The sequence below is a fragment of the Niabella aquatica genome, assembly GCF_054779315.1.
Window position 1 is genome coordinate 93,287 of record NZ_BAAGYM010000016.1, and the last position, 24,507, is coordinate 117,793.

The following is a 24,507-nucleotide window of genomic DNA, read 5'->3' on the forward strand; positions in this document are numbered from 1 at the left end:
GCTGTTGCTTGATGAAAACCTTCCCAAGAGGCTAACGCCGGATTTCTCCGATCATGAAGTTTTTACGGTTCGTGATAAACGGTGGAATGGTATATCTAATGGTGAGTTATTAAAATTATTGTTAGCAGATGCTTTTGACCCATTAATGACGTTTGATAAAAATCTGCAACACCAGCAGAACTTATCAAAATATACCATTACTGTTTTTGTATTAAACGCAAAAATCAATCAATATGATGAATTGGTAAAACTGGTGCCTCAAATAAAGGAGTACTTAAACTGTGGCTTAATGCCTGAAGGTCCTGTTGTTATTAAATTAAAACCTTGTTACCCTATTTTTACATAAAGAATTTCAACCCTGTTCAAAGAGAGCTGATATTGGACGAAGATAATTCGCGCCATGTCGTGCAGGTATTGCGTATGAAAACCGGGGATGCCATGCACCTGACAGATGGTAATGGGTATCTTCTTACGGCCGTTATAACCAACGATCATAAGAAGCATTGTGAAGTAAGCATTAACTTTATAGAACCTAAACCAAAAACAGACCCTGAAGTAACCATCGCTATAGGCCTTACCAAAAATGCTGCCCGCTTTGAATGGTTTTTAGAAAAAGCTGCGGAATTAGGTGTAAGCAGGGTAATACCTTTAATTACCAAAAGAACCGAAAAGCAAAAGTTTAAGGAAGAGCGTTTACAAAACATCCTGGTAAGTGCCATGCTGCAAAGTCAGCAGGCCTGGCTGCTGCAATTGCAGGCTCCTGTTATATTTGATGATTTTATACATACGGAAGCTTTTCAGGCTGTGACTAATAAATATATAGCCCATTGTATAGAAAGCGATAAGCAATCCCTGCAATACCAGCCCGCTCCATCCATTATCCTCATCGGTCCTGAAGGCGATTTTACACCGGAAGAAATTACGATGGCTTTGGAAAAAGGGTACCGGCCGGTAACCCTGGGCAGTACCCGGTTAAGAACCGAAACTGCCGGGATGGTGGCAGCGGCTTTGCTACGGGTAGGGTAATTTTCCCATTTAGAATGGATTAAGTGTTGAAAGGGATCGGAAATATCCCCCTTTGGAGGGGGTTGTCCGCCATAGCGGACGGGGGAGGATAACATTTCAATTGAACTAACCGATCTGTTTTTTCTTCTGATCGGTCTAATCTGCAAGAAAAGTGTGAACATTGCTAATGTTATTCAATATTTGATTGTCTTCTTCAGCTTTTGTCATTTCTTTTCGAAGACGGCTGGCCCAGGGCCTAAGTGCTTTATTGTAATGGTGATTTTCAAACAGGTTTTTCATAATTATAAAGTTAGCAGTTTCCAATCCTCACCCTTCATCTGCTATCTAAATAACAGGCTTCTCAAAATCTTCCTTCAAAAGGGAACATATTTCCGGCTAGTATCAACTTCGGGCCAGAGCGGGATATGCAGTTTTCAAAATGTTATACAACCACTAAAACCTGAATAGCATTGATACCGTTACATTACTTTTGCAGCTATGGTAACAGCAGTCATTAATGGGGTCATATATACCGGTAATGAAATTGTACACAACAAGGCACTGCTTATTGAGAACGGTAAGATATCGGCTTTAGCGGATGAGGTACCGGGCCATGCCGCAATATATGATGCAAAAGGAAAAAATATTGCCCCCGCTTTTATAGATATCCAGCCTAATGGCGGCTACGATTTGTATTTCTCCAAAGAAGTTTCGGAAGCGGCACTGGAAGATATGTACCGGGCCAGCCTCGATCATGGCACCGGCTTTATACTGCCTACGCTTATCTCTTCTGCTCCCGAAACCATACTCAAAGCCATCGAAGCAGTACGGGCGTTTAAGCAAAAGCAGCCCGGCGTATTGGGCATGCACCTCGAGGGGCCTTTTATTAACCCGGCCAGGCGCGGGGCACACCCGGCGCATATTATAAGAAAGCCCACTGACAACGAGCTGCGCACCATTATAAAAGCCGGCAGCGATATTATTCAAATAATCACCATCGCTCCTGAATGCTTTACCGAAAGCCAGCTGCAGCTGTTGCTGGATAGCGGCATCTCTGTTTCAATAGGGCATACCACGATCGGTTACGATCAGGCACAATATTATTTTTCAAAAGGCATCAGGCTGGTAACGCATTTATATAATGCCATGACCCAGATGGGCCACCGGGAATGCGGCCTTGTGGGTGCGGTATTCGATAACAGCCATGTATATGCCCCGCTTATTTTAGACGGCGGCCATTGCCATTATGCCGCGGCGCGGGTAGCTTACCGGCTGAAAGGGGAGCAGCTGATATTACTGTCGGATGCCGCTTTTCTGGGAAGAAAAAAACAGCGGTTCGACTGGGAAAACCTGGATATTACCTTAACGGACGGTTTTTACCGCGATCGCAACGGCAACCTTGGCGGGGCTGCCATATCCATGGCCGATGCGGTAAAAAATGCCGTGGCGCATTTGCAGGTGCCTGTGCACGAAGCCGTGGCCATGGCCACCAGCCGGGTGGCCATGGCTATAAAGCTGAACGACCGCATCGGCTGCCTACAGCCCGGCTTTGCAGCGAGGCTGGCGCTGTTTGATAATAAAATGGAACAGTTGGAGACGTTGGTGCTTTAAAGCGATCCGGTAAGGCGGCTGGAGAACGGATCTCATACCCCACCCTGTTATACCAGGTCTTTACCGGTAGCCGTTTGGTCCGTATCTGTTACTTTTTTGCCCCCAGCCATGCCATTTGCAATAACGGGGTAATCTTCCCTAAACAGGTGCTTTAGCTGAAGGGTAATGATCCTGCGTACCGGCCGCAGGAACAGGTTTACAAATTTGCTTTGGGGGGCCATTGCTTCCATATTCTCCAATATGGATACCACTTCGGTATAGATCATCAGGTACAGCATCAGGTCGCCAAAGAGCCAGGCAAACTGCTGCCCAAAATTTTCCCCGGATCCGTACACAATGTTAAGGATTACCACCGCTACAATAATGCAGCCACCATATTGCAGTAGTTTTGCAAAAGATTTTCTTAACCCGCGGGAGGTAGGGCAAGCATATTTCTGAAATCTTGACATCAGTTAGGTGTTCATTGCATTCTCAGCATACTTCAACACACTTTTGTTCTTTGCCATTTACTCTATTTATATTATGTCTTAAAAATAATTTTCTTTCATCAACTCCTGAAACTTATCTACAAAAAGCCCTACGTGGTAACCATCTATTAAACCGTGATGTGCGTGTATGGAAATTGGCATTAACCTAACGCCATTATTTTCTGTCATTTTTCCGAAGGATATTTTTGGACAGCTATCCGGAAGTGAAAAGCTTCTGGTATGGGAAAGTGCCGTAAAATTCAGCCACGGGATTGCAGAAAAATGAATGACGTTTTCTCCCGAAATTGCAGGAACCAAATCAGTTGATTGCCGGACACGTTCTATTTCCTGCAGGCTGTTTTTATAAAATATATGTTCATCTTCGTTGTAATCCATATAAGAAAAGCCGAAAGTTCCGTCTGGTCTGTTGATTGTAGGCGAAGCGTTTACTTGCTCAAACAGGCACACTTGCTTCTCCACGATTCGGTACCGGAAATTTTCAATGCCATTGGCGGCTTTTAACGCCCGGTACAGGTAGTACAAAAAGAAAGAAATTCCTTTTGTTTTTGCCTGTAGATATGCTGTGGTACAGTCCACATTTACCGTTATGCCAAAAAAGGGTTCATCAAACTGAGAAAAAAAGCGGTAATGTTCTTTTCTGTTCCATTGGTCGATGTTTATTACAGTATTCATTGCTAAATGATATAATTCAAAATGTGGTTGATGTTTTTAAGCTCTACAAAATTCTCGTGCTGTAGTTGGTGGTCGTGCCGTTCGTGCAGCCAGGTGGTATGATAGGGAATGTGCCCGCCATAGGCTCCCAGTTCCAATACGGGGATAATATCTGATTTTAAGGAATTGCCCAGCATCAGAAAATGCTCTGGCTCACAGTTCAGGTGTTTCAATAGTTTTTGGTAATCGCTTACTTTTTTGTCGCTCATTATTTCTATGTGATGGAAATAATTTTCCAATCCGGAATTTTTCAATTTTCGTTCCTGGTCCAGTAAATCGCCTTTGGTAGCCACTATCAAATTAAATTTTCCTTTGAGCTGCTCCAGTGTTTCCTGTACCAAAGGCAAGAGTTCTATTGGCTTTTGAAGCAATTCGTTTCCGATAGCTATGATTCTGTCTGCAAGTTGCCAGGAAGCTGTATTGTTGGTAATTCTGCCTGCTGTTTCAATCATACAGAGCACAAATCCTTTCACTCCGTAACCGTAAAGCGGCAGGTTTTTCATTTCCGTTTTGTAGAGTTCCTGCGATACCGAATGTAGCGGCATATAGTCTTCAAACAGCAGGCTAAATTGTTTTTCTGCTTCTTGGAAATAGGGTTCATTTATCCATAAGGTATCATCGGCATCGAATGCTATTGTTGTTATTTTCTGCTTCATCTAACTGCTTTTTTTTAACTTTACAGTGCTTAATGAGGCAAAATTCTGAAAAGCGGGGAATTTTAAAAAGGACATTTGTCCCGATGAGAATATGTTAAGAACCAATCAATTATTTTTAGATTACACACGGAAGCTTTACGAACAACAGGAGCGTAAAGAGCATATTGTAGTAAAGCACTATTCCAAAGGGCAAAGGTTGTTTTCTCAAAATGAAAATCCTGCTAAAATAATGATGATACAGACCGGTATTACAAAATGCTTTTTTACGGAGGACAACGATAAAGAATATATTTTAGAGTTTTTAGGCAGCGGTGAAATCCTGGGAGAGATAGAGTATTTTCGTAAAGTTCCCTGTCTTTGTACTATTGAAGCATTGACCGAAGTAACGGTGTATGCCTTTTCTATGCCTTATTTTCAATCTCTTTTAAAAGGTGATATTTTTCTGAATGAATTATTGCTGAATGTTTTTGCAGAACGTGTGGTAAATACTGCCAGCAGAGCTTCTTATCAACAATTATACACGATAGAGCATAGTTTGAAAAAGTTACTGGATTTACAAACGAAGCAGCAAATAAGTATTTCGAAGGAAGATATGGCAGCTTATCTTGGTGTTTCGGTAAGAAGTCTTAACCGGGGATTGAAAAACCTGTCAAGCGACATTAACGGTATGGAAATTTAGTAATTGTTTACGCTGTCGTTTTTCCGGTGTTTAAGCATAGGGTATCTAAGTGTGTTTATTGTTTAAATTCTTCAGCGTTAAATCCTTCATTCAGAAATGTATTGCGTATGTGCATATATTTTTCTTTGTCATTTTGCATTCGGTGTCCATCTTCGAACAATACTAATTTTGCATTGGGATAAGCCTGTTGTATTTTCTGATTAATTTCATCAGAGAAAACTACGTCCTGCGTTCCTTTCAAAATCAACACTTCTCCTGTAAATTGATTTCTGTTGATGACAAATTCTTTGGGCTGTATTTTATTTGTTCTATGGTATTCCAGTACATCTGATACTGCTTTTAAAGAAAGCTCGTAGAGCAGATTGGTTTCTTTTTCGCTATTGTATCTCATCAAATCATAGCCAACCAATTCAAACCAGCGAACTCTTGCCATTATTTCCGATGGTGGTTTTATCATATAATTGAGTATGGAGAGATTGGTAACTGGCTTGAATTTATAGCGAAGTAAACTTCCACCGTCCTGCAACTTTTCAAGAATTTTCAGTTGTACCTCTTTGGGGTCTTTCTCTGTTCTTCCTGTTTGATAGAGGATATTGGCAAGGCTTTGTTTATCGATTGATTTTTTTTCTATTAAATCTTTAAGGACTTTTGCTCCTTCAGGATTAAATGCTTCAAAGTCCGGAGAATATTTTATCTCAAATTGTTTTGCCAAATCGGGTGCGCCGGTGGATTCTAATATCACACGATGTACATTTTTCCCGTATTGGGAAAGGTATTGCTGTGCTAAAACTCCTGCTCCGGAAGCTCCAAAAATGTTTATTTTATCTTCTTTTGCTAAAAGTCCTTTTTTAATCAAATCCAATCTCACGCATTCTATATCTTTAATTTGCTGGTCTGAATTGTACAACTGTAATGCGGTTTCATAATCCACTTTTCCGTCTTTATACACTTCAGGGAATAATGTAGGCGAATGTCCTCTGACGCCAATCAAAACATACGAGCTGCCGCCTATAATATTTTCAAAAACCCGAAAGTCCGTTTTTGTACTTACCAATTCCATTTGTCCGTCTGTAAGTAAAAATGTGATGTTTTTACTTTTATAGAAATTCGGACTTAACAGATAAAAGCCTCTGAATAATCCCTTGGTGAGTTCATTATGGTTAATGGGCAAATTAATGTAATGATGAAAACTATCTTCTGGCATTGCTGCATAAGTTGCATTCAGTGCTAATCTGGTTTCTGGAATCTTGTAGTAGTCACAATGCAAATAGCTGAGTATTCCTGAAATGATGGTCAGCATTATAGCAGTAATCAGCAGCCTTTTTCTTGATTTTCTCATTTGATTTTGGGCTTTGGTTATTCAATTTCCCTGAGTTCAAAATTTTCAACATTTCCAAAATCTTTTAATATTACTGCTTTCATATTAATTGCCAAACAGGTAATAAGGTAATTCGATAGTTGGGACAAACCCAACTTTTTGAGCGAGTTTATAAGATCCTGTATTTTCTAAACGGCACGCCCAAACAGGCTCAAATTGATGTTCTATGCAGTAATCAATGAGTGCTTGACATACGTATTGTGCAAATCCCTTTCCTCTGAATTCAGGGACGGTTTCAATTCCCAATTCAAGCTGTGAAGCGTTGATGCAAGACGAGTAAGCGGTTGACGCTAATTTGTTTTTGTAATAAAGGCTGAAGCCTACGCCACTAGTCAAAAAATCTTCTTCTGTTTCCCAAAAGTATGCAGGAACCACGCTGCCGGGCATATTTCTGAATACCTCGCTGTCTGTTCTTACAATTTTAATATTGTTGTCAATAACAGGTTTTCTGGAAGCTATGAATTTATAGTGGTCAAATTTAAAATTCACCCGGGTGTTCAATTCTACTATCCCCGATAATTTTTGCGCTCTATGCTCGGAAGAAGCAATTAATCTGTCGTCGAATAATTCTGATAAAACGTTGTCCCAGGTAGCAGGATATGCCTGCATCCATTCGGGTTTGTGTCTTGTGTTATCAACGTTCAATGCATAATCCTTAAACTTGTTATTAAACTCTTTATTTGTGCTATCTCCAATTAAAAGTGTCATTCCATAAGGGTGGATAATGTAAAAAGTCTTTGGCTCCTCAATGTTATCTACATAGATTTTGCCATTTATTTTTTGCTCTATGACAGCCTCTGCAAACAAAGTATTTATGGCTACATTTTTAATAGCTTCTGCCGCTTTTTGATAATTGTTTTCGGGTAAAATTTTCATTTTGGATGAGTATTAAATTTTTACATTGTATTTATAATTTTGGTGGTGAATAGCTAAGCAATTAGATATTTCATCTTCAAAACATTTTTCAAAGTTTAAATTTATAACGATTAAATTTTGATTCTAAGGACATTTGTCCCAGAAATGAATACGCATTAAATCTGTTATCTTACAGCATTTATAAAATAATGACAATTACCAAACAGCCTTTGTTCAGCTCAGGTAGTACAATTGTTTAGGATTCATGTCTGGTGGTTTTGGTATGGTATAAAGGTAAAAGGGCAAATGCGGCAAAAGTTTATTCGGGCATATTTTGGTTGCTACCCCCACTGAGGATGCGCGAATTTTTCCTCCAGGCCGGCATTTACATCAACGCTCTCTTCAAAGGGCACAAGAACTTTGCTTTTTTGTCTGCCAATTTTCTGCTGTCATTTCAAATTTTATTTCGCCTTTCCCGTGTGTTCCAATTTCAGTCCAGCCTGTTTTCCGATAGAAAGTTTCGGCTCTTGTATGAGGTGCAGTTCCTAACCAAACAGTTTCTTTTGTCTGTTCAAAATACCAGTCCAGCATGATGTCGTGCAATCGTCTTCCAATACCTTGTTTGTCAAAATTGGGGTGTACAAATAATGCCCAAATGTTGTTTTCTTTTAGGTCGGCAATGGAAAATCCAACAATTTTATTGTCCATTTCGCAAACCCAGCCTTTTCCTCTTTGAGTTATAAATGCTTCGCAATCTTTGTCAGTTACAAGGTTTGGGTCGGAAAGTGTATTTTCTTTTACCGCATTTCTTACGATTTGTATTTGTGCAATATCATCTATTTGAGCTTCTCTTATTTTCACGGCCTGTTCTTTTAAACGCTGTTAATATGCTTGCTAATTTACTAAAATAAAGTATAGCCATAAGTTCACATCTATGTATCCCCGGTGTATAAAATGCAAGAAGTGGCCCGGCTTTTAGGTCAGGCTACTTTAACCTGAGGGTATTTCTCCCCGTGCTACAATAATATATTACGGGGAGAAGTGATTAGATAAGCTAACCGGTAATCGGCCGTTTAAAAGTTGCTACATTTATTTAAAATACAATTCAATAATTTTTTGAGTTTCGAAATAAAAATATCAACAGGTATTGCCTACTTTTGCGCTTTATACCTCAAAACCATTTGTAATGACAACCAAAGCTATCTTTAACGGGCTTCCTCGGCCTGCCATTCTCTTATTTTTATTTTTAAGCGTTTTTGCCGTTACCCGGGCCCAGGTCGTAACTGTAGTAGCAGATGCAGGCAAAGGTATTTCTGGGCCGGCAGGGCTTGTCCCGGACAATAGCGGGCACCTTTATGCTGCTGACTGGGGCAACAGTGCCGTCTACAAAATAGATCTGGCCAACGGGTCAATATCGACGATTGTTGAAAGTACTGTTGACTTTTATAGCCCCGGGGGCATGGCTTATGATGGTACCCGGTATTTGTATGTGGCCCTGTCCAGTGGCCGGGCTATCAGAAGAATTGACCTTACAGATAATACGTTCATTACCATTGCCGGCGACGGAACACAGGGAAACGAGAACGGGCAGGGAAGTGCTGCACGATTTAAATATCCCTGGGGACTTGCCCTGGATGTAGCCGCAGGTAACCTGTATGTAGCAGACCAGGAAAACCATACTATTCGTAAAATCGATTTGAGTACGAATACCGTTAGTACTATCGCGGGATTAGCTGGGCAACAGGGAAGTCAGAACGGCCAGGGCAGCCAGGCACGCTTTGATAATCCCACGGGACTTGCGCTGGGTGCAAATGGTCAGCTTTATGTAAGTGATGCAAATAACAATATCATCCGTAAAATCGATCTGAATAACAGCAACACTGTAACAACCATCGCCGGGCTGGCAGGCGAAACGGGCAATACCGATGCAGCGGGTACCCAGGCACGGTTTAACTATCCCACAGGCCTGGCTTTATACGGAAACGATATACTTTTTGTGGGCGATAATTTTAACGGAAGAATCCGTAGAATCAACCTGAGCAGTAATAACGCGGTAGCAACGGTAACAGGCGACGCCGGGAGCCTGGATAATGCGGGCGGAGATGTGGCAGTAGATGCCGCCGGCAACCTGTATTTTTCTGACTTTTTTATGTCGGAAATCCGTCGAATAGGATCAGGGGCGGCATTACCGGTGACCTTTGGCAGCATTAACAGTTATATAAAAAATAAGGAACTCTATGTCAGCTGGCAAACACTTTCTGAAAGCAATAATGATCATTTTGACGTGCAGGTATCCGGGGATGGGGAGAAATTTGCCACTGTAGCTACTATTAAAAGCCAGGCAAAGGAAGGCAATTCTGACCAGTCCCTCAATTATCAGATATCACTCGGCGTTTCAGCCGCTACAGGCTTGATGGCGGCAGGATTACTATCCCTGTTCTCGCTATCAGCATGTAGCAAGAGGAAAAAATGGCTGGCGATTGGCCTCTTATCGGGAGCCATAAGCCTTACTGGTTACAGTTGCACGAAAGCGGATACGATCGACCCCATTAGTAAAAAATTATATATCCGCATAGCACAGGTGGACAAAGATGGCTCTACAACTTATAGTAAGGTGTTTATAACTAATCACGATTAGTTGTAAAAAACAGGATGAACTGAAGGAGTAGCTAAAATTAAAAATGAGAAAGGCAGTTGTATTATTGGTATTATTTATTTGTGTGATAACACGTACCGCGGCGCAGCAGGTGCCGGTAATACGTATTGACCCCGGCCAGGCTTACGGAGGTACAGTGTCTGAATACTTCTCCGATGTAGAATATATCCCTTTAGAAACAACAAAAGAAAGCCTGTTCGGGGATATTTATGATATGATTGTAACAGATAGCAGTTACGTTATTTCTGATTTAGATACAAAAACTATATTTTTTTTCTCGCTTAACGGAAAACTATTAAATAAAATTCGGGGACAGATTTTTATTTCGCATGATTTAAGTGAAAATCGAATTGTTTCTTTTAAGTTTTCTGAAGATCAGACTAAATTATATTTAACTTATCTGAGCCTTTCAGGGAGAAAAATATTACCTGATGTTCAGGTTGATTTAAAAGGCAACAGTATGCCTGTGCCGAAATTCTTAACCACACCTCTTGGGGATGATTATTTTTTGGTTTTGAATAATTGCATCTCAGACGGGAAAGAAAACAGGATACCGGAAAACTGTGATTTTTTTTCTATCTATAAAAATGATTCGCTTTATCGAAAACTTATTCCTGTAAAAGAAAATGTGTTGAAGGCTACTAAAAAATTATCAGGATATGTTAGTTTACCTAAAATAACAGAAGGGGGGGATTTTTACTTTTCATCTCCTTTGGATTTCAACATTTATAGAGTCAATAAGGATACTGCTGTCGCAATATATCGGCTTGTATTTCCTGGTGATAGGGTACTTGCAAAGAATATTGTTGAATCTGATAACGATAAATTTCTTGATAGTATAAAGGTTAAAGTATATACTGATAGAAAACTGATTCTGAACATAGAAAATATATTTTTTTCCGGATCTAAGTTCTTCTTTAAACTAAGGGTTCCGTCTTCTGTTGTTGCATATAATACGTCTATTAATGAGTATCAGTATAATTTTATATATGATACAGTATCAAAAAAATTAGTATCATTAGATAGGCTGACACCAGACAAAATGTCCAGTTTTTTGCCTGTTATGGGAGAGAAATCTAAAATGCGAGGGTTTATACCGTTTCAAAAGCATCTATACAGTTATATGTCTTCCTTGGTATTATTTACTGCTAAAGAAAAAACGGAATCCCGCAATCCTATATATCCAACTGTATTGCAGGAATATTTCAAAACCCAGAGCCGCAAAAGCAACCCGGTTATTGTGAGGATGAAGCTGAGGGAGTAGCTAAAAATAAAAAATGAAACAGGTAGTTATATTGGTATTATTTTACGGGTGTGAGCGCGCATAACCGGCGCAGCAAATACCGGCAACTAATATAGGTTTACAGGCAAATGCATAAGTTAATTGTTACAGATAGCATCGATTTTATGAATTTGATTTGATGTTAGTCTTTTTTAAGGTGGACTGCAGGTTTTTGCCTTTGAGCGGAAGGCTGTTCCTCAAGAAAGAATTGTGTTTTTTAGGTGCCAAAATAATGTTGGTAGCGTTATAGTTTGCATTATCTCCGGGAAGGAAACAGGAGACGGGGAGGAATCACTATATCCGGGATCTGCCTGAAAACATCCAACGGTTTTACCCGTTTCGCTTTAAAATATAAGGCATAAAGCAGTGGATTGATTGAAGAACGCTGAAAAATAATATTTTTGAAACGGTTGTAAGTGACCGTGAAAAATTTCTAAATAATGAACACCTTGACTTTATAAAATTACAAGGTGAAATGACAACAGAAGAAATTAAAAAATTAAATCTTGCTTTTGGTGAAAATCTTCGAAAGATCAGGAATTCAAAAAAATTTTCTTTGCTGCAGTTATCTTACAATTGTTCTGTTGATGAAAGTAAAATTTCAAAAATAGAGCATGGTAAGTTCAATATTAAATTATCGACCGTATACGAGCTAGCCAGCGGGTTAAATATTCCTGCCAGGCGGTTACTGGATTTTGATTTTGAGTTGGAAGAGGCATGACCCGGCCGCCATAAGCGTGGTCCGGTACCCGCCCGCAACACAGCGCAGGCCGCATGCCGCATGCTTTTTTGCAGGGTGGAGGTATGTATTTTTAATTTTTTTTGATCAGCGCTTCCATCGGGTTTCGCAGGTTTTGAAAGTCGGTCATGTCGATCCTTACTTTACCTACAATAATGGGGCTTTCTACCCTAACCGGAACGCGATTGGCATCGTCAGTTACCCAAACGGTCATTTTATCGTCATCTTTGAAGATCGTACCCTTTATCGTAGAGGGTTTTATTTTAATGGTCTTGAACTTGCCATATTTGGTCGTTATGGTTTCTTTTCCCAGGTACCTTACATACATCGTGTGCACTTCGTTATCCAGAAAGATTTTAACAGGCACTTTGTCGGAGTTGGGTTTCAATAAATTAAAATTGATATTCCTGGCCCAGAACACGGCACTTACCACGTCATGCACGCATTCGGGAACTTTAAAAACGCCTTCTTTGCTGATGGCGGTATTGGTTGCCCTGTTAAAACTCACGTTCTGGTATTTTTTATAATCGCCTTCGTTTACGTTTCTTACAAATTTTAAGGGAAGCAGGGTTTCTGCATCCATATAGGTTTCGTAAACATCTTTGGCTTTATAAGCCCATTCGTAAGAGGATAAAGTATGTCCTTCACCCTCAATATGATATACCTGCCGGCCATTCAGCTTTTCCAGGGAAGTGGTAAAAGAGCCGGCACCGGCTGCCATATTAATGATCTTTGCGGCGGTATAATAAACAATAAAGCTTACTTTTTCTCCTGCTTTAAACGCGGTATTGGTTATCCCGCAGTTTACATCCACAGGTGCCGCGTCCTGGTTAGCCGGTATTTTTGTATTTGCCATTATGGCAATGGTACATATTGCCAGGGTAGATAATTTAAGTGCTTTCATTCTTACTTTTAAAAATATTTTTTATACCCAGTATAAATAAGCTGCCTGCCAGGGCAGGAACCACCAGGTTGATGAACCATATGCTTAGCGAAGTTAAGCTCACTCCTAAATGGTTGGTAGTAAATAACCCCATTAGTTTAATGCTTAGTTCGTTTTTTAATCCAAGATCAGTAAATAAGGCAATGGTTGGAATAATAGCCATTATTAAAAACATTACACTTATTCCCATCCAGCTTTGTAATATACTAACATCTACTTTAAATAATTGAAATAATAAAAAATATTGAATACTGAATACTACAAAACGCGTTACGGATAAGGACAGGAATTTTAAAAGCAACGTTGCATGGATGTGCTCAACTGCCTCTATTGCCCATGAAAATTTGCTGACCTGTGGCAATTTATCAATAATTTTTATTAACCAGGGCAACCTGAAATAAAATAATGTTAATGTAACGACAATAATCGCTGAAGTGTATAAGATGCCATTGGCCAGGGAATAGGGGATATTGCTATTGGCCGTTATGTGGTCTTTTAGAAAAAAGAGGGCTATGGTACCCATCAAAAATGTAACGATCAGCTGGCTCATATTGGCTACAATAGTGAGCGCAACTGCTTTTACCCGGTTGCCTTCGCTCATATAAAGCACCCGGCCTATGTATTCCCCTATTGAATTGGGGGTGCTTATAGAAAAAGAAATGCCTGAAAAAACAGCTTTAAGCGCTCGTCCAAAGCTGATGTGCTGCACGCGGCGCACTGCCAGCATCCATTTGTACGCTTCCAGGCCCCAGTTTACCATCATGAATATAATGGTAAATATAAGATACAGCAGGGAAGGGCCGGAAAAAGACGACCTGATCTGTTGCAACGATACTTCCAGCCCTTCCTGGTTACGGATTTGCTGGTAAATAGACCAGGCCAGCCAGATAAACAATAGCGGCCCTAAAAAATAGTTGAGGAATATTTTAATATTTTTGTTCACCTTCACCTGGAAGGTAAAAATAATACCTGTTTGCAACAATCTTCCAAAATAATATTAGGAATAGATCCCGGCACCATCATTATGGGGTATGGGGTAATAGTCTGTCAGCACAAAAAAGTGCAGTTGCTCGAAATGCAGGGATTGAAATTGCCCGCCCGCAAAAGCAATTACGAAAGGCTGAACCTGATTTACCAGCGGGTCAATGAACTGATACAGTTGTATAAACCCACCGAGTTTGCTATTGAAGCGCCGTTTTTTGGTAAAAATGTACAAAGTATGCTAAAGCTGGGGCGGGCACAGGGCGTGGCTATTGCGGCAGCTATGCACCATAATTTGCCCATAACCGAGTATTCTCCCAAAAAAGTAAAGCAGGCGGTAACCGGCAACGGTAATGCCAGCAAGGAGCAGGTTTTTAAAATGCTGCAGCAAACTTTAGGGCTGAAAGAGCTGCCCGACTATTTTGATGCTACCGATGCACTGGCGGTGGCTATATGCCATCACTATCAATTACTTTCACCCATTCCGGCAACCAATGGATTTAAGGGCTGGGAAGATTTTATTAAGAAAAACCCGGAACGGCTGGCAGGTAAATAAGCAGAACGTACAGCGTTGGGAGGTGAAATCGATAATTCTCAAACTCAAAATGGCCGTTGGCTAATTATGGGTTTGCTGCTGCTATAGCCCCAGCTACTTTTATGTAAAAAGCGATATGAATGCAGGTAAATCAATGGGGTTGTTGCTGTTACTGGTAACGGCAAAGCCAGTTTTTGCACAATATGATTATGCTTCGTCTAATAGCGGGGGTGGCATTGTTTATTATGGAGCAAAGCAACAAACAGTTCAAGATGCCCGGGGAGATTTTGGCATAACTACCACTCCATCCTCCGAAGGAGTAGACCCTCATAGCAAGTATTACGTACTCTATCCCATGAGTGTGAAAAAGCCACAAACCAGTTTGGAATATTATCCCGGTGCGCAAAAAATAGATATCAGCTTTTCATTTGATACAGCTTATTGCAGGATCAGCGATATGCGCTATAGCATTACAGATATGGATACTACTGTTAACACAGGATGGCGTGTATTGCCCGCAGGCAGATGGGTGCCGCAGGGGGGAAGCAGGACCATTCTTTTTGCGAACGATTTTGATTGTAGGGATAAGGTGCTATTTATAAAACTATATAATATAAACAACCCTGAAAGTGTAATTACCCAGATAGTAAACACGCGCATATTAGAGGCGCCGCTGCTGCAATGTGGAGGAACATCCGACATCGTTCTAAAAAATGCTCAAAAATCTAAAAATAAAAAGATTGACGATTTTTTGAAACAAATCAAAATGGTTGAATTAAAGGGTAAAGTTCGGTTAAACACAGCGGAAAATTTTAGAGGGCTTGGTATTACCATTCATACTAAAAACTATCCTTTTTTCTTCAGAGGTTATCTTATCCGGGATATGGGCCGGGAAAAAGATACCGTTGATCTTGCGCTGAACTGGGAACCGGTAACCGATATGCAATTATACTTTTGGGCCAGGATGGGGGGTGACATTAAGCCATTGCCCCGGCCCTCCTATACGGCGGAAATTCCAGCCGGGCTTATTAACAACGGGGGAAAGTATACCTTACTTGTTACTACTGCCGATTATAGGGATAAAAACTCCAGAGCCAATTTAGTTACTCCCGTATTTGCCAGCACCAGTTTTGAAATCAGCCGCCCGTATATGTTCAGGCTGCGCGATGTGCTTTGGGGTGCAGGTGTGGCTGGTGCCGCATTGCTGGCTTTGTTCCTGTTTTTAAAATACAGGCAACGAAAAAAAATACAGGCAGAAAAGCAGGCCGCCCGGGAGGCAAAACTCAGTTTGCAGGCCGTTCAGTCCCAATTAAATCCTCATTTTATTTTTAATGCACTTGCGGGTATTCAAAACCTGTTACACAAGCAGGAAAACGAAAAGGCCAATGCCTATCTTACTACTTTTTCGAGGCTTACGCGCAGTGTGCTGAATGATGCAGAAAAAGAGCTGATACCGCTGAATGACGAAATAAAACTACTGAATGATTATTTACAAATGGAGCAATTGAGGTTTGGTTTTACTTACTCCGTTGAAACCGGCAATGGCATTGATACACAAAATACCGAAATTCCTCCCATGTTGCTGCAACCTTTTGTAGAAAATGCTGTAAAGCATGGCGTCGCTTCTATTAAACAGGAGGGTAAGATATTAATAAAAATGTACCGGGAGGAAAACGACCTTATTATCGAAGTGAAGGATAACGGGAAAGGCTTTAGCTCCAAAAGGCGTTACGATGGCAAGGGGCTGGTTTTGTCGGAAAACAGGATATCTTTATTGAATACCCTTTATGGTGATATTTTTGGTTTAGATGTCAGTTCGGGACTGCCGGGCGCCATTGTTACCCTAAAGATAAAAAGCTGGTTAAAATGAAAGCCATAATTGTAGACGATGAGCCTCATAATATTGAGAATCTTCAAATCATATTAAATAAAAACTTTCCATGGATTGAAATTGCAGGTTGGGCTGATAATAATACAGATGCTGTTTCCATTATAGGCTCTGTACAGCCCGATCTTTTGTTCCTGGATATACAGATGGGTGCCGGAACCGGATTTGAAGTATTGCAGGCTATTCCAGAAAGATGCTTTGAAGTGATATTTGTAACCGCTTATGATCAGTATGGCATTCAGGCTATTAAATATGCTGCTCTGGATTACATACTAAAGCCGGTAGATATAGCCGAGCTTACACTGGCAGTAAATAAAGCACGGGAGAAAATAGAGTTAAAACAGCGTAATGTGCAACTGGATTTTTTAATCGACCATATCCGGGGAAACAGAAAACCTGCTAAAATAGCATTACCCCAGATGCACGAAGTCCGGTATGTATCGGTTGACGATATTGTACGCTGTGAAGCGCAGAATACCTACACTTTTTTTTATCTTCTGGCAGGAGATAAGATACTGGTGTCCAAACCCTTGAAGGAATACGAAGAGCTGCTTTTACCGCATGGATTTGTACGATGCCATCAAACGCACCTTGTAAATACCCATTATGTAAAAAGTTATTTGAAAGAAGACGGGGGCTCATTGCTGTTACAGAATGGAGTAAAAATTCCGGTATCAAAGACGAAAAAAGAGCTTGTAAAAAAGGTACTGTTAAGATAGAGGCGCAATATACTTTTATCCCCAAAAAAATTAGTAAATTGCGGTAGAAATGGCAGCAGCAAAAAAATATAAGATTACAGAAGAAGATGAGCCGCTTTCCGTGGTAAGCGAACCGGATGATTTTTATTTTGAAAAGGCTGAAGACGATTTGCTTCGGGCGGCGTTAAAACGTAGCTACAAAGAGCGATTTTTAGTAATGACCACACTTATGAAACGAAGCATAATGTTCAAAAATGCTAAAATTACCTATAAGCCTTATAAATAATTAGTGTATTGGTATGGATATATTTGACGCAGAGTTGCTGGACTTCTGGACCTGCCTTAATAAGCGAAAGGTCAGGTATATCATGGTGGGGGCGTTGCTACAAATTTGAATGGCTATCAACGATCCACGGAAGACGTGGATGTATGGCTGAAAGAAACGAAAGTCAACCGGGAGAACTTCCGTAAAGCTTTTGAAGATTACTCCGGCGAAAATTATTACATGATCAATACTTGCAGATCGTTCCCTGATGGACTTATCTTTATTTGAATAATGGCTACCGGCTTGATTTAATGGTGGATATGAAAGGGCTGGAAGGTTATTCTTTTGAGCAATGTCTTAAACTGGCTGGTGTTGCCGATATTGACGGCGTTTTAGTACCTTTTTTGCATATTAACCACCTGATAGCCAATAAGAAAGCTGTCAATCGGCCCAAGGACCAAATAGATATTATTTACCTGTAACGGATTAAGGAAATTCAGCAAAACGAAGGCTTATAGCAGGCAATTGACAAAATGCAGGCAGCACTGCAACGCTTTCCAATTTTTTCAACTTTTAAACCTTCCAACTTTCCCATACTACCCTTATCTTTGCGCCAAATTTCAGCGAGTTATGGGATATATTGGCCTCAGGTCCTTTATAATGGCGGCTTTCAGCCTTTTTTTTACGTTTGCGACACCAGCGGTTTTTGCCCAGCACGAAGAAGCGCCTCATGGGGCGGCGGTAGGGGAACAGGGTACGGCAGAACATGAGGTAGCCGGAAAAGAAGCTTTTAAGCCCGGCGATGCTATTTTACATCATATTGCGGATTCGCATGAGTTTCACTTCTTTACCTATAAAAAGGGTGATGGCAGTGAATTGCACGCCACTTTGCCTTTACCGGTACTGGTATATTCACCTCAAAGGGGTTTTTCTGCTTTTATGTCTTCTAAATTCCATCACGGCCACGAGGTGTACAACGGCTATAAACTGGAGCATGACAAAGTGGTGCCTGTAGATGCAAACGGAAAGGTAGATGAATCAGTAAAAGTATACGACTTCTCCATTACTAAAAACGTAGCGCAAATGTTGCTGGCCCTAACCGTTCTGGTGGTTATTCTCATTACTCTTGCAAAAAAATACCAGAAAGGATACGGTGTAACTACTGCGCCCAGGGGTTTCCAGAATGCCGTGGAGCCGGTTATTACGTATGTACGTGATGATATCGCAAAGCCCAACCTGGGGCCTAAATACAAAAAGTATCTGCCTTACCTGCTTACTATATTCTTTTTTATCCTGATAAATAATCTCTTTGGATTATTGCCCGGTGCGGCCAACGTTACCGGCAATATCGCTTTTACTGCGGTAATGGGTATTATTTCTTTCTTTGTGATCCTGTTCAGCACTAATAAACATTATTGGGCGCATATATTCTGGTTCCCCGGCGTGCCGCTTCCTGTAAAGTTGCTCATGATACCGGTAGAGCTGTTAGGCGTGTTTACCAAGCCTTTTGCGCTTATTGTGCGTTTGTTCGCGAACATGACGGCCGGGCACATCATTATTCTTAGTTTTATCAGCCTCATATTTATTTTCGCCGAAATGAGCCATGTAGCAGGTTATGCGTTCTCTCCTGTTTCGATAGCATTCGCGGTATTTATTTATGTGATAGAAATTCTGGTTGCTTTTATTCAGGCCTACATTTTTACCGTGCTTACGGCAGTATTTATTAGCGGCGCTATTGGCGACCATCATTTTGAAGAGGATATGCAGGCGCATCATTAAACCGTTTTTTATTTTTAATTATATAAAATCACAATCATGGATGTATTAAACACTTTGTTGGAAGTAACCGGTAGCTGGTCTCACGTAGGTGGTGCCTTAGGCGCTGGTTTAGCAGCAATTGGCGCTGGTTTGGGTATTGGCCAGATCGGTAAAGGTGCTACAGAAGGTATCGCCCGTCAGCCGGAAGCTGCCAACGACATTCGTGGTGCTATGATCTTAACCGCAGCCTTTATTGAGGGTGTTGCCCTGTTTGCAGTAATTGCAGGCTTACTGGCTGTACTGAAGTAATAGCTTCACCAAAAATTTTATCGCATCTCAAGCAAAGGGCGGCGGGTGCGATAATCTTTAGCTCTTTTTATTATGTTGTCGGCTTTAGTACTTGTGGCAGCGGTTTTGTTCCGGTAGCTATCGGAACACACGGTGTACTGCGGAATATAAATCAACTAATAGTTTACATGTTTAAAAGTTAACGGGTGAACTACATATTCCTTGCCAACTTATCAACTTATAACTTATCAATTTTATAAAACAATGGGATTAGTTACACCAGACCTCGGTTATTTTGTTTGGGCGCTTGTGGCCTTTTTAGTAGTATTTTTTATACTTAAGAAATTTGCATGGAAGCCCATTCTGAAAATGTTGAACGAGCGCGAGCAAAATATTGCCGGCGCTATAGCCTCTGCTGAAAAAGTAAAAGCAGAGATGGCGCAGCTGCAAGGTGAGAACGAGGCTTTATTAGCTAAAGCCCGCGAAGAAAGGGGACAACTTTTAAAAGAAGCCCGTGAAACCAAAGACAAAATTATTAACGAAGCGAAAGAGCAGGCGAAAACCGAGGCATCAAAAATTATTGCAGATGCCCAGCAGGCTATCAATGCTCAAAAAATGGCCGCGCTAACTGAGGTTAAAAACGAGGTGGGCAAACTGGTGGTGGAAGTGAGCGAAAGAGTGCTGAGAGAAGAACTGAGCAGCCAGAATAAGCAGGAAGCTCATATCAACAGTATGGTAGATAGCATTAAGCTCAATTAACCGGGTAATAAAAGGCGCGTGTTGAGTAGTATTCCATTCAAATATTAAACTTCAAATAAAAAAATGCTTAATCCCCGTTTAGCATACAGGTACGCAAAAGCTTTATTGGATATCGCCGTAGAAAAGGGACAGCTGGAGCAGGTGTTTGCCGATATTCAATGGTTACAGGCTGTTTGTAAAAGTAATAGTGATTTTGTAAGCCTGCTCAGAAGCCCTGTTATCAAGGCAGATAAAAAGCAAAAGATTATAGAAGCGGTTGCTAAAGCAAATATCGGGGAAATTTCACAGGGGTTTATCCGCCTGCTGATTATAAAAGGACGTGAAGCCCATTTGCCTGAAATGCTGAATGAATTTATTGTACTTTACAAAAAATATAATAATATTCATACGGTAACGCTAACCACTGCGGTACCTGTAAGTAATGCTGTTAAGGACAATATTGTAGCACAGGTTAAAAAGGCTGCCGGTGTAGAAAAAATAGAGCTTAATGAAAAGGTGAACCCTGGCATTATTGGCGGCTTTGTATTGGAAATGGGCGATAAAATGGTGGATGCCAGCATTGCTTATGATCTGCGTGAAGTAGCTAAACAGTTTAAGAACAACGATTTTATTTACAGGGTCAGATAGAAAAAAGATTTCTGGATAAGAGAAAAGCCGTTGCACTTGCAGCGGCTTTTCTCTTATCGGTTACTTTCTTTTCACCAGGCAGCTGCCCACTTTGGTACCATCATCTCTTAGCATTGTAAGGTTGATTTCCTGCTGGCTGGCTTTTACTTTTATAAGCGTTCTGTTACCTTCTTTGGGGCCTCCGCCAATAATGATAGGGTAATTATGTTGCCCTTTTTCGGGAGCAAAGACCCCGTATTTATGGGTGTGCCCTGCAATAAACAGGTCTATTTTATATTTATCAAATAGCGGGGCAAACAGTTCCCGGCAATGCAAGGTTCCATGCCAGTCGCCCGAGTAAAAGTGGGGGATATGCATCATTACTACCCTGAAAGGTGCTGTTTTAAAAGCTTTGGTCTGCATTTCTTTTTCAAGCCAGCTGGCCTGCTGTTTCCTGTAATTATCAAAGTCTACGATGCCAGCATAAACTTCGTGGTCATCGGGCTTATCTTCGCCGGTATCTAATACAATATTATAAACAGGCCCCCATTGGTAGCTGTAATAGTATCTTCCGGAAGGAGATGCGAAATAATCGGCAATCTCACGTGCAAATTTACCCCTGGTCTCATGGTTGCCGCGCACAAAAAGAAATGGCGTTGTGCCGGCAAACACGTCGGTACAGGGTTTTAATAAGTGATTGATGAGCTGCTGCTCATCGGTCTGATAATCAAACATATCTCCGTTCAGGAAAACATAATCGTAAGGATCATCACCGTTCAGCTTCATCAGCTGCGCAAAAGATTGAGGGCGGTCGTGTATGTCATTCATCACCAGCCAGCTTACTTCCGGAGCCCCGGGGTTTATGGTAGAAAATGTTTTTACTTCGCTGCTGATCGTTTCCCCATAGGTTAATTGGTAAGGCTGGAAACCGGTGATTTCTTTTGATACCACGCGATAGCTGTACCGGGTATTGGGTTTTAGGTTGGGCAAATGCACATTGTTAACACGGTTGTAGGCGTTTACCAGGCCGTTGGTTACTTCATGTGCTTTCTGATCCAGCTTTTTGCCTGCTCCATATTCTACCCAGCTGTAACAAAGCTTATTCGTGATCCATACAATATTCATACTGCCGGGGGCCGGGGCCTGCAGGTAAGGCTGCGATAAAAATACATGCCCCTCATCCGGGCGGGCTGTAAGCCCGTTTACATCTTTTATAAGTGTTGCTCCATTGCCAATGCCCAGCGCTCCGAATATCCCGGCTTTGGAAATATGACCGATAAACTCCCTGCGTTTCACAGACATGATTAACTAATTTTTATTCCTGATATGTTTATAAATCCTGATGGCAAGCATTAATAGTACTACCAGTAATACAGTACCCGCAATTCCCCATACCAGGCTGATGCCCTGTTTTACTACTACCAGCATTACAATGGTAATAAGAAAGATCGTTGCTATTTCATTCCACAGGCGCAGCTGCTGGGAGCTGAACCTGAAAATGCCTTTAAGCTGCTGCCTGAAAATAATATGTGTTGCCAGGTGGTACCCGTAAAGAAATACAACCAGTACCAGCTTCAGCAATAGCCAAAGCCCGGCTTTTTCAAATAACAGGGCAACCCACGCACTTTTAAACAAAACGATCAGTCCGAATAATAAGGTAAGAACAGCCGAAGGCCAGGTAATGCCATACCATAACCTTTTCATCATAATGCCAAACTGGTGTTGCAGCGCTTCTTTTACTTCTTTAGGTTTGTCGTTAGCTTCTACATTGTAAATAAGCAGGCGCGGCATGTAAAATAACCCGGCGAACCAGGTTACTACAAAGATGATGTGGATAGCCTTAAAATATAAGTATGCGTTAGACATTGCTTTCTTTAACGATTGTCTTCGGTTGATGAGTAACCGCAAAGTTGAGGGAATTGGCGATAAAACAAAACTTATTTGCTTCCTTATGAAGACCTTCTGCCTTGCTTATCATCTCTTTTGACAAAACCGTTACAATTGGATGCAGCGCTACTTCGGTAAACCTGCCGCTACCGTCAGCATTTTCTGTCATCATACCTTTGGCTTTATCTTCATAATAGGTAACGATTACTCCGTTGATGGCGCATAAATGTAAATACCAAAGCATATGGCAATTGGCAACAGAAGCAACAAACAGCTCTTCGGGATTATATTTAGACGCATTGCCTCTGAACGAAGGGTCTGAAGATGCTTCAATAACAGGTTTATTTTTGACGCTTATGGTATGGTCGCGCTGATAGCCTTTATAATCAATAGTCCCATCCTTGCTCTCCCATAAAATAGTAACGTTGTAATGATGCTGCCTGCTCATATGATGAAGTATAAAAAAGCCGCGGCTTGCGGCTTAAAAAAGAGATCAGTTTAAAAGATACTTCAATTCACTTTGAAGTACCTTGAATTTTCTATCGCTAATTTACAAAATTTTCATACGGAGCATCAACCGCCTCCTCTATCAGTTGCACCAATGCGTCTACCCATACTTCATTGGTATTAACACAAGGAATATATTCGTACTTTTCTCCGCCATGGGCCATAAAGTCTTCTTTACCGCGTTCTTCGATCTCTTCCAGCGTTTCCAGGCAGTCGCTGATAAAAGAGGGGCAAACCACTTTTATTTTTTTAACGCCTTCCTTTGGCAGGTTGGGCAGCCGTTCCTGTGTGCTGGGCAAAAGCCACGGGTCGCGTCCGAGGCGGCTTTGATAGCTTTGCGCCCATTGATTTTTTTTCAGCCCCAGCTTTTTGGCCACCAGCTCGCTGGTCATGGTTACCTGGTGGCGGTAGCAGGTGGCATGCGAAGCGCTCGATTTGTAGCAGCAATTCTCTACCTGCATACAATGGCTTTGGGTAGGGTCTGTTTTTAATACATGCCGTTCGGGGATGCCGTGGTAGCTAAACAGCAACTGGTCGTACTCATCCTGCAAATAGGGTTTCATACTTTCCGCAAGGGCATTAATATATGCCGGGTGCTTATAGAACGGCGGTACGGTTTTCAGCTTAAAACGATATTGATGTTTGGCATGAATTTCTTTCATGTACTCCACCGCAGTTTCCCAGCTGCTCATAGCATAGTGGGGATATAAAGGCACCAGAATCACTTCCTCCAGTTCCGGTACTTTAGCCAGCAGGTTGTCGTAGGCCGTTTTGGGATGTGGCTTGCGGTACCGCATTGCTATTTCCACCGGAGCTGCTACTTTGAGTTGTAATGTTTCTTTAAGGCGCTCGGTAAGTACGATCAGGGGCGATCCTTCGTCCCACCAGATCGTTTTATAGGCTTCTGCCGATTTTGCAGCCCTGAAGGGAGTGATAATACCTCTAACCAGCAATAACCGTAGCAGGTACGGCTTGTCAATCACCCGTTCATCCATCAGAAACTCGTCCAGGTATTCTTTCACATCGCTGCGGCTGGTAGAATCCGGCGAGCCTAAATTCATTAATATAATTCCTCTTTTCATTTATTATGATATCAGCAGATGCATTCCTGTAGCTATCGGGACAGCATCGGTATTCCCATTGTACCTCTCATTGGTCCGGTTGCAGGTCATCATTTACGTACGACGTAAGGAGAACGGTGTACATTTATCCTGAATCCGTACATCCAATATCGTATATCGTACATGTATTCACCTGCCGGGGTCCAAAAAAAATTTCCGCGAAGGTAGCAAATTGTTATGGTGGGGCATAGAAATTTAAGAGTGATAAATA

The 24,507-nt window shown here is 41.3% G+C and carries 28 protein-coding genes; 16 read left to right on the forward strand and 12 right to left on the reverse strand.

Annotation, left to right across the window (positions count from 1 at the left end):
- The first annotated feature begins 4 nt into the window (after positions 1 to 4).
- The 3 genes from ACYVBM_RS13960 (at position 5) to nagA (ending at position 2,616) form a co-directional block, all read left to right on the forward strand.
- Positions 5 to 346, forward strand: a complete 342-nt coding sequence (locus ACYVBM_RS13960) for a hypothetical protein (protein WP_460686290.1) — start codon at positions 5 to 7, stop codon at positions 344 to 346.
- Positions 325 to 1,026: an RsmE family RNA methyltransferase gene (locus ACYVBM_RS13965; protein WP_460686291.1), complete on the forward strand. Its 702-nt coding sequence runs from the start codon at positions 325 to 327 to the stop codon at positions 1,024 to 1,026. Before ACYVBM_RS13960 ends, ACYVBM_RS13965 begins: the two co-directional genes overlap by 22 nt.
- Before the next feature lie 477 nt (positions 1,027 to 1,503).
- Positions 1,504 to 2,616 (forward strand): N-acetylglucosamine-6-phosphate deacetylase, encoded by a 1,113-nt coding sequence (gene nagA / locus ACYVBM_RS13970; protein WP_460686292.1) that lies wholly within the window; start codon positions 1,504 to 1,506, stop codon positions 2,614 to 2,616.
- Positions 2,617 to 2,663: 47 nt separating this feature from the next.
- Here the strand turns inward: nagA and ACYVBM_RS13975 are convergent, their stop codons facing one another.
- The 3 genes from ACYVBM_RS13975 to ACYVBM_RS13985 all read right to left on the reverse strand — a co-directional run bounded on the left by ACYVBM_RS13975 (position 2,664) and on the right by ACYVBM_RS13985 (position 4,471).
- The gene (locus tag ACYVBM_RS13975; protein ID WP_460686293.1) at positions 2,664 to 3,065 is read right to left on the reverse strand and encodes a phage holin family protein; all 402 of its coding nucleotides are present in this window, start codon (positions 3,063 to 3,065) and stop codon (positions 2,664 to 2,666) included.
- A gap of 78 nt (positions 3,066 to 3,143) precedes the next feature.
- Positions 3,144 to 3,776 carry a CatA-like O-acetyltransferase gene (locus ACYVBM_RS13980; protein ID WP_460686294.1) on the reverse strand — a complete coding sequence of 211 codons (633 nt, stop codon included), beginning with the start codon at positions 3,774 to 3,776 and terminating at the stop codon, positions 3,144 to 3,146.
- Positions 3,777 to 3,778: 2 nt separating this feature from the next.
- The gene (locus ACYVBM_RS13985; protein ID WP_460686295.1) at positions 3,779 to 4,471 is read right to left on the reverse strand and encodes an HAD family hydrolase; all 693 of its coding nucleotides are present in this window, start codon (positions 4,469 to 4,471) and stop codon (positions 3,779 to 3,781) included.
- Between the two features lie 91 nt (positions 4,472 to 4,562).
- Here ACYVBM_RS13985 and ACYVBM_RS13990 point away from each other — a divergent pair, with 91 nt between their 5' ends.
- A complete protein-coding gene (locus ACYVBM_RS13990; protein ID WP_460686296.1) occupies positions 4,563 to 5,150 on the forward strand; it encodes a Crp/Fnr family transcriptional regulator in 588 nt (195 codons plus the stop codon).
- Positions 5,151 to 5,205: 55 nt separating this feature from the next.
- Here ACYVBM_RS13990 and ACYVBM_RS13995 read toward each other — a convergent pair whose 3' ends face one another.
- The 3 genes from ACYVBM_RS13995 to ACYVBM_RS14005 form a co-directional block, all read right to left on the reverse strand.
- Positions 5,206 to 6,489: an alpha/beta fold hydrolase gene (locus ACYVBM_RS13995; protein WP_460686297.1), complete on the reverse strand. Its 1,284-nt coding sequence runs from the start codon at positions 6,487 to 6,489 to the stop codon at positions 5,206 to 5,208.
- 84 nt (positions 6,490 to 6,573) lie between these two features.
- Positions 6,574 to 7,404 carry a GNAT family N-acetyltransferase gene (locus tag ACYVBM_RS14000; RefSeq protein WP_460686298.1) on the reverse strand — a complete coding sequence of 277 codons (831 nt, stop codon included), beginning with the start codon at positions 7,402 to 7,404 and terminating at the stop codon, positions 6,574 to 6,576.
- Positions 7,405 to 7,785: 381 nt separating this feature from the next.
- Entirely contained in the window at positions 7,786 to 8,244 is a 459-nt protein-coding gene (locus ACYVBM_RS14005; protein WP_460686299.1) for a GNAT family N-acetyltransferase, read from the reverse strand.
- Positions 8,245 to 8,569: 325 nt separating this feature from the next.
- On the opposite strand from ACYVBM_RS14005, the gene ACYVBM_RS14010 reads away from it, so the two are divergent.
- The 3 genes from ACYVBM_RS14010 to ACYVBM_RS14020 all read left to right on the forward strand — a co-directional run bounded on the left by ACYVBM_RS14010 (position 8,570) and on the right by ACYVBM_RS14020 (position 12,042).
- Positions 8,570 to 10,021: an NHL repeat-containing protein gene (locus tag ACYVBM_RS14010; protein ID WP_460686300.1), complete on the forward strand. Its 1,452-nt coding sequence runs from the start codon at positions 8,570 to 8,572 to the stop codon at positions 10,019 to 10,021.
- A 43-nt stretch (positions 10,022 to 10,064) separates the two neighbouring features.
- On the forward strand, positions 10,065 to 11,303 hold the full coding sequence (locus tag ACYVBM_RS14015) for a 6-bladed beta-propeller (RefSeq protein ID WP_460686301.1): 1,239 nt from the start codon (positions 10,065 to 10,067) through the stop codon (positions 11,301 to 11,303).
- A gap of 493 nt (positions 11,304 to 11,796) precedes the next feature.
- Positions 11,797 to 12,042, forward strand: coding sequence for a helix-turn-helix domain-containing protein (locus tag ACYVBM_RS14020; protein WP_460686302.1), 246 nt, complete (start codon positions 11,797 to 11,799; stop codon positions 12,040 to 12,042).
- 91 nt (positions 12,043 to 12,133) lie between these two features.
- On the opposite strand, the gene ACYVBM_RS14025 is transcribed toward ACYVBM_RS14020, so the two are convergent.
- Together ACYVBM_RS14025 and ACYVBM_RS14030 are read right to left on the reverse strand one after the other, a co-directional pair.
- Complete coding sequence (locus ACYVBM_RS14025; protein WP_460686303.1) at positions 12,134 to 12,964, reverse strand: DUF3108 domain-containing protein; 831 nt, start codon at positions 12,962 to 12,964, stop codon at positions 12,134 to 12,136.
- Positions 12,951 to 13,946 (reverse strand): lysylphosphatidylglycerol synthase transmembrane domain-containing protein, encoded by a 996-nt coding sequence (locus ACYVBM_RS14030; protein WP_460686304.1) that lies wholly within the window; start codon positions 13,944 to 13,946, stop codon positions 12,951 to 12,953. The genes ACYVBM_RS14025 and ACYVBM_RS14030 overlap by 14 nt, the downstream gene beginning before the upstream one ends.
- A gap of 30 nt (positions 13,947 to 13,976) precedes the next feature.
- Between ACYVBM_RS14030 and ruvC the strand changes: the two genes are divergently transcribed.
- The 9 genes from ruvC (at position 13,977) to atpH (ending at position 20,802) form a co-directional block, all read left to right on the forward strand.
- Entirely contained in the window at positions 13,977 to 14,540 is a 564-nt protein-coding gene (gene ruvC / locus ACYVBM_RS14035) for a crossover junction endodeoxyribonuclease RuvC (protein WP_460686305.1), read from the forward strand.
- A gap of 115 nt (positions 14,541 to 14,655) precedes the next feature.
- Positions 14,656 to 16,389 carry a sensor histidine kinase gene (locus tag ACYVBM_RS14040; protein WP_460686306.1) on the forward strand — a complete coding sequence of 578 codons (1,734 nt, stop codon included), beginning with the start codon at positions 14,656 to 14,658 and terminating at the stop codon, positions 16,387 to 16,389.
- Complete coding sequence (locus ACYVBM_RS14045) at positions 16,386 to 17,126, forward strand: LytR/AlgR family response regulator transcription factor (protein WP_460686307.1); 741 nt, start codon at positions 16,386 to 16,388, stop codon at positions 17,124 to 17,126. Before ACYVBM_RS14040 ends, ACYVBM_RS14045 begins: the two co-directional genes overlap by 4 nt.
- Before the next feature lie 49 nt (positions 17,127 to 17,175).
- Complete coding sequence (locus ACYVBM_RS14050) at positions 17,176 to 17,391, forward strand: hypothetical protein (RefSeq protein WP_460686308.1); 216 nt, start codon at positions 17,176 to 17,178, stop codon at positions 17,389 to 17,391.
- Positions 17,392 to 17,690: 299 nt separating this feature from the next.
- The gene (locus tag ACYVBM_RS14055) at positions 17,691 to 17,852 is read left to right on the forward strand and encodes a hypothetical protein (protein WP_460686309.1); all 162 of its coding nucleotides are present in this window, start codon (positions 17,691 to 17,693) and stop codon (positions 17,850 to 17,852) included.
- Between the two features lie 148 nt (positions 17,853 to 18,000).
- The gene (gene atpB / locus ACYVBM_RS14060) at positions 18,001 to 19,149 is read left to right on the forward strand and encodes a F0F1 ATP synthase subunit A (RefSeq protein WP_460686310.1); all 1,149 of its coding nucleotides are present in this window, start codon (positions 18,001 to 18,003) and stop codon (positions 19,147 to 19,149) included.
- A 36-nt stretch (positions 19,150 to 19,185) separates the two neighbouring features.
- Positions 19,186 to 19,437 carry an ATP synthase F0 subunit C gene (atpE, locus tag ACYVBM_RS14065; RefSeq protein WP_460686311.1) on the forward strand — a complete coding sequence of 84 codons (252 nt, stop codon included), beginning with the start codon at positions 19,186 to 19,188 and terminating at the stop codon, positions 19,435 to 19,437.
- 243 nt (positions 19,438 to 19,680) lie between these two features.
- On the forward strand, positions 19,681 to 20,175 hold the full coding sequence (gene atpF / locus ACYVBM_RS14070) for a F0F1 ATP synthase subunit B (RefSeq protein WP_460686312.1): 495 nt from the start codon (positions 19,681 to 19,683) through the stop codon (positions 20,173 to 20,175).
- Positions 20,176 to 20,238: 63 nt separating this feature from the next.
- Complete coding sequence (atpH, locus tag ACYVBM_RS14075) at positions 20,239 to 20,802, forward strand: ATP synthase F1 subunit delta (protein ID WP_460686313.1); 564 nt, start codon at positions 20,239 to 20,241, stop codon at positions 20,800 to 20,802.
- 60 nt (positions 20,803 to 20,862) lie between these two features.
- Here the strand turns inward: atpH and ACYVBM_RS14080 are convergent, their stop codons facing one another.
- The 4 genes from ACYVBM_RS14080 to hemH all read right to left on the reverse strand — a co-directional run bounded on the left by ACYVBM_RS14080 (position 20,863) and on the right by hemH (position 24,257).
- Positions 20,863 to 22,083 (reverse strand): purple acid phosphatase family protein, encoded by a 1,221-nt coding sequence (locus ACYVBM_RS14080; protein WP_460686314.1) that lies wholly within the window; start codon positions 22,081 to 22,083, stop codon positions 20,863 to 20,865.
- Positions 22,084 to 22,089: 6 nt separating this feature from the next.
- Complete coding sequence (locus ACYVBM_RS14085) at positions 22,090 to 22,647, reverse strand: CopD family protein (protein WP_460686315.1); 558 nt, start codon at positions 22,645 to 22,647, stop codon at positions 22,090 to 22,092.
- Complete coding sequence (locus ACYVBM_RS14090) at positions 22,640 to 23,116, reverse strand: OsmC family protein (RefSeq protein ID WP_460686316.1); 477 nt, start codon at positions 23,114 to 23,116, stop codon at positions 22,640 to 22,642. The genes ACYVBM_RS14085 and ACYVBM_RS14090 overlap by 8 nt, the downstream gene beginning before the upstream one ends.
- Before the next feature lie 97 nt (positions 23,117 to 23,213).
- Positions 23,214 to 24,257: a ferrochelatase gene (gene hemH, locus ACYVBM_RS14095; RefSeq protein ID WP_460686317.1), complete on the reverse strand. Its 1,044-nt coding sequence runs from the start codon at positions 24,255 to 24,257 to the stop codon at positions 23,214 to 23,216.
- Between the last annotated feature and the right edge of the window lie 250 nt (positions 24,258 to 24,507).

Excerpts from the sequence above, each read along its gene's own strand:
- nagA (WP_460686292.1), top strand. The coding sequence starts at position 1,504 with ATGGTAACAGCAGTCATTAATGGGGTCATATATACCGGTAATGAAATT.
- ACYVBM_RS13975 (WP_460686293.1), bottom strand. The coding sequence starts at position 3,065 with ATGTCAAGATTTCAGAAATATGCTTGCCCTACCTCCCGCGGGTTAAGA.
- ACYVBM_RS13980 (WP_460686294.1), bottom strand. The coding sequence starts at position 3,776 with ATGAATACTGTAATAAACATCGACCAATGGAACAGAAAAGAACATTAC.
- ACYVBM_RS13985 (WP_460686295.1), bottom strand. The coding sequence starts at position 4,471 with ATGAAGCAGAAAATAACAACAATAGCATTCGATGCCGATGATACCTTA.
- ACYVBM_RS13990 (WP_460686296.1), top strand. The coding sequence starts at position 4,563 with ATGTTAAGAACCAATCAATTATTTTTAGATTACACACGGAAGCTTTAC.
- ACYVBM_RS13995 (WP_460686297.1), bottom strand. The coding sequence starts at position 6,489 with ATGAGAAAATCAAGAAAAAGGCTGCTGATTACTGCTATAATGCTGACC.
- ACYVBM_RS14000 (WP_460686298.1), bottom strand. The coding sequence starts at position 7,404 with ATGAAAATTTTACCCGAAAACAATTATCAAAAAGCGGCAGAAGCTATT.
- ACYVBM_RS14010 (WP_460686300.1), top strand. The coding sequence starts at position 8,570 with ATGACAACCAAAGCTATCTTTAACGGGCTTCCTCGGCCTGCCATTCTC.
- ACYVBM_RS14015 (WP_460686301.1), top strand. The coding sequence starts at position 10,065 with ATGAGAAAGGCAGTTGTATTATTGGTATTATTTATTTGTGTGATAACA.
- ACYVBM_RS14020 (WP_460686302.1), top strand. The coding sequence starts at position 11,797 with ATGACAACAGAAGAAATTAAAAAATTAAATCTTGCTTTTGGTGAAAAT.
- ACYVBM_RS14025 (WP_460686303.1), bottom strand. The coding sequence starts at position 12,964 with ATGAAAGCACTTAAATTATCTACCCTGGCAATATGTACCATTGCCATA.
- ACYVBM_RS14040 (WP_460686306.1), top strand. The coding sequence starts at position 14,656 with ATGAATGCAGGTAAATCAATGGGGTTGTTGCTGTTACTGGTAACGGCA.
- ACYVBM_RS14045 (WP_460686307.1), top strand. The coding sequence starts at position 16,386 with ATGAAAGCCATAATTGTAGACGATGAGCCTCATAATATTGAGAATCTT.
- ACYVBM_RS14050 (WP_460686308.1), top strand. The coding sequence starts at position 17,176 with ATGGCAGCAGCAAAAAAATATAAGATTACAGAAGAAGATGAGCCGCTT.
- ACYVBM_RS14055 (WP_460686309.1), top strand. The coding sequence starts at position 17,691 with ATGAAAGGGCTGGAAGGTTATTCTTTTGAGCAATGTCTTAAACTGGCT.
- atpB (WP_460686310.1), top strand. The coding sequence starts at position 18,001 with ATGGGATATATTGGCCTCAGGTCCTTTATAATGGCGGCTTTCAGCCTT.
- atpE (WP_460686311.1), top strand. The coding sequence starts at position 19,186 with ATGGATGTATTAAACACTTTGTTGGAAGTAACCGGTAGCTGGTCTCAC.
- atpF (WP_460686312.1), top strand. The coding sequence starts at position 19,681 with ATGGGATTAGTTACACCAGACCTCGGTTATTTTGTTTGGGCGCTTGTG.
- atpH (WP_460686313.1), top strand. The coding sequence starts at position 20,239 with ATGCTTAATCCCCGTTTAGCATACAGGTACGCAAAAGCTTTATTGGAT.
- ACYVBM_RS14080 (WP_460686314.1), bottom strand. The coding sequence starts at position 22,083 with ATGTCTGTGAAACGCAGGGAGTTTATCGGTCATATTTCCAAAGCCGGG.
- ACYVBM_RS14085 (WP_460686315.1), bottom strand. The coding sequence starts at position 22,647 with ATGTCTAACGCATACTTATATTTTAAGGCTATCCACATCATCTTTGTA.
- ACYVBM_RS14090 (WP_460686316.1), bottom strand. The coding sequence starts at position 23,116 with ATGAGCAGGCAGCATCATTACAACGTTACTATTTTATGGGAGAGCAAG.
- hemH (WP_460686317.1), bottom strand. The coding sequence starts at position 24,257 with ATGAAAAGAGGAATTATATTAATGAATTTAGGCTCGCCGGATTCTACC.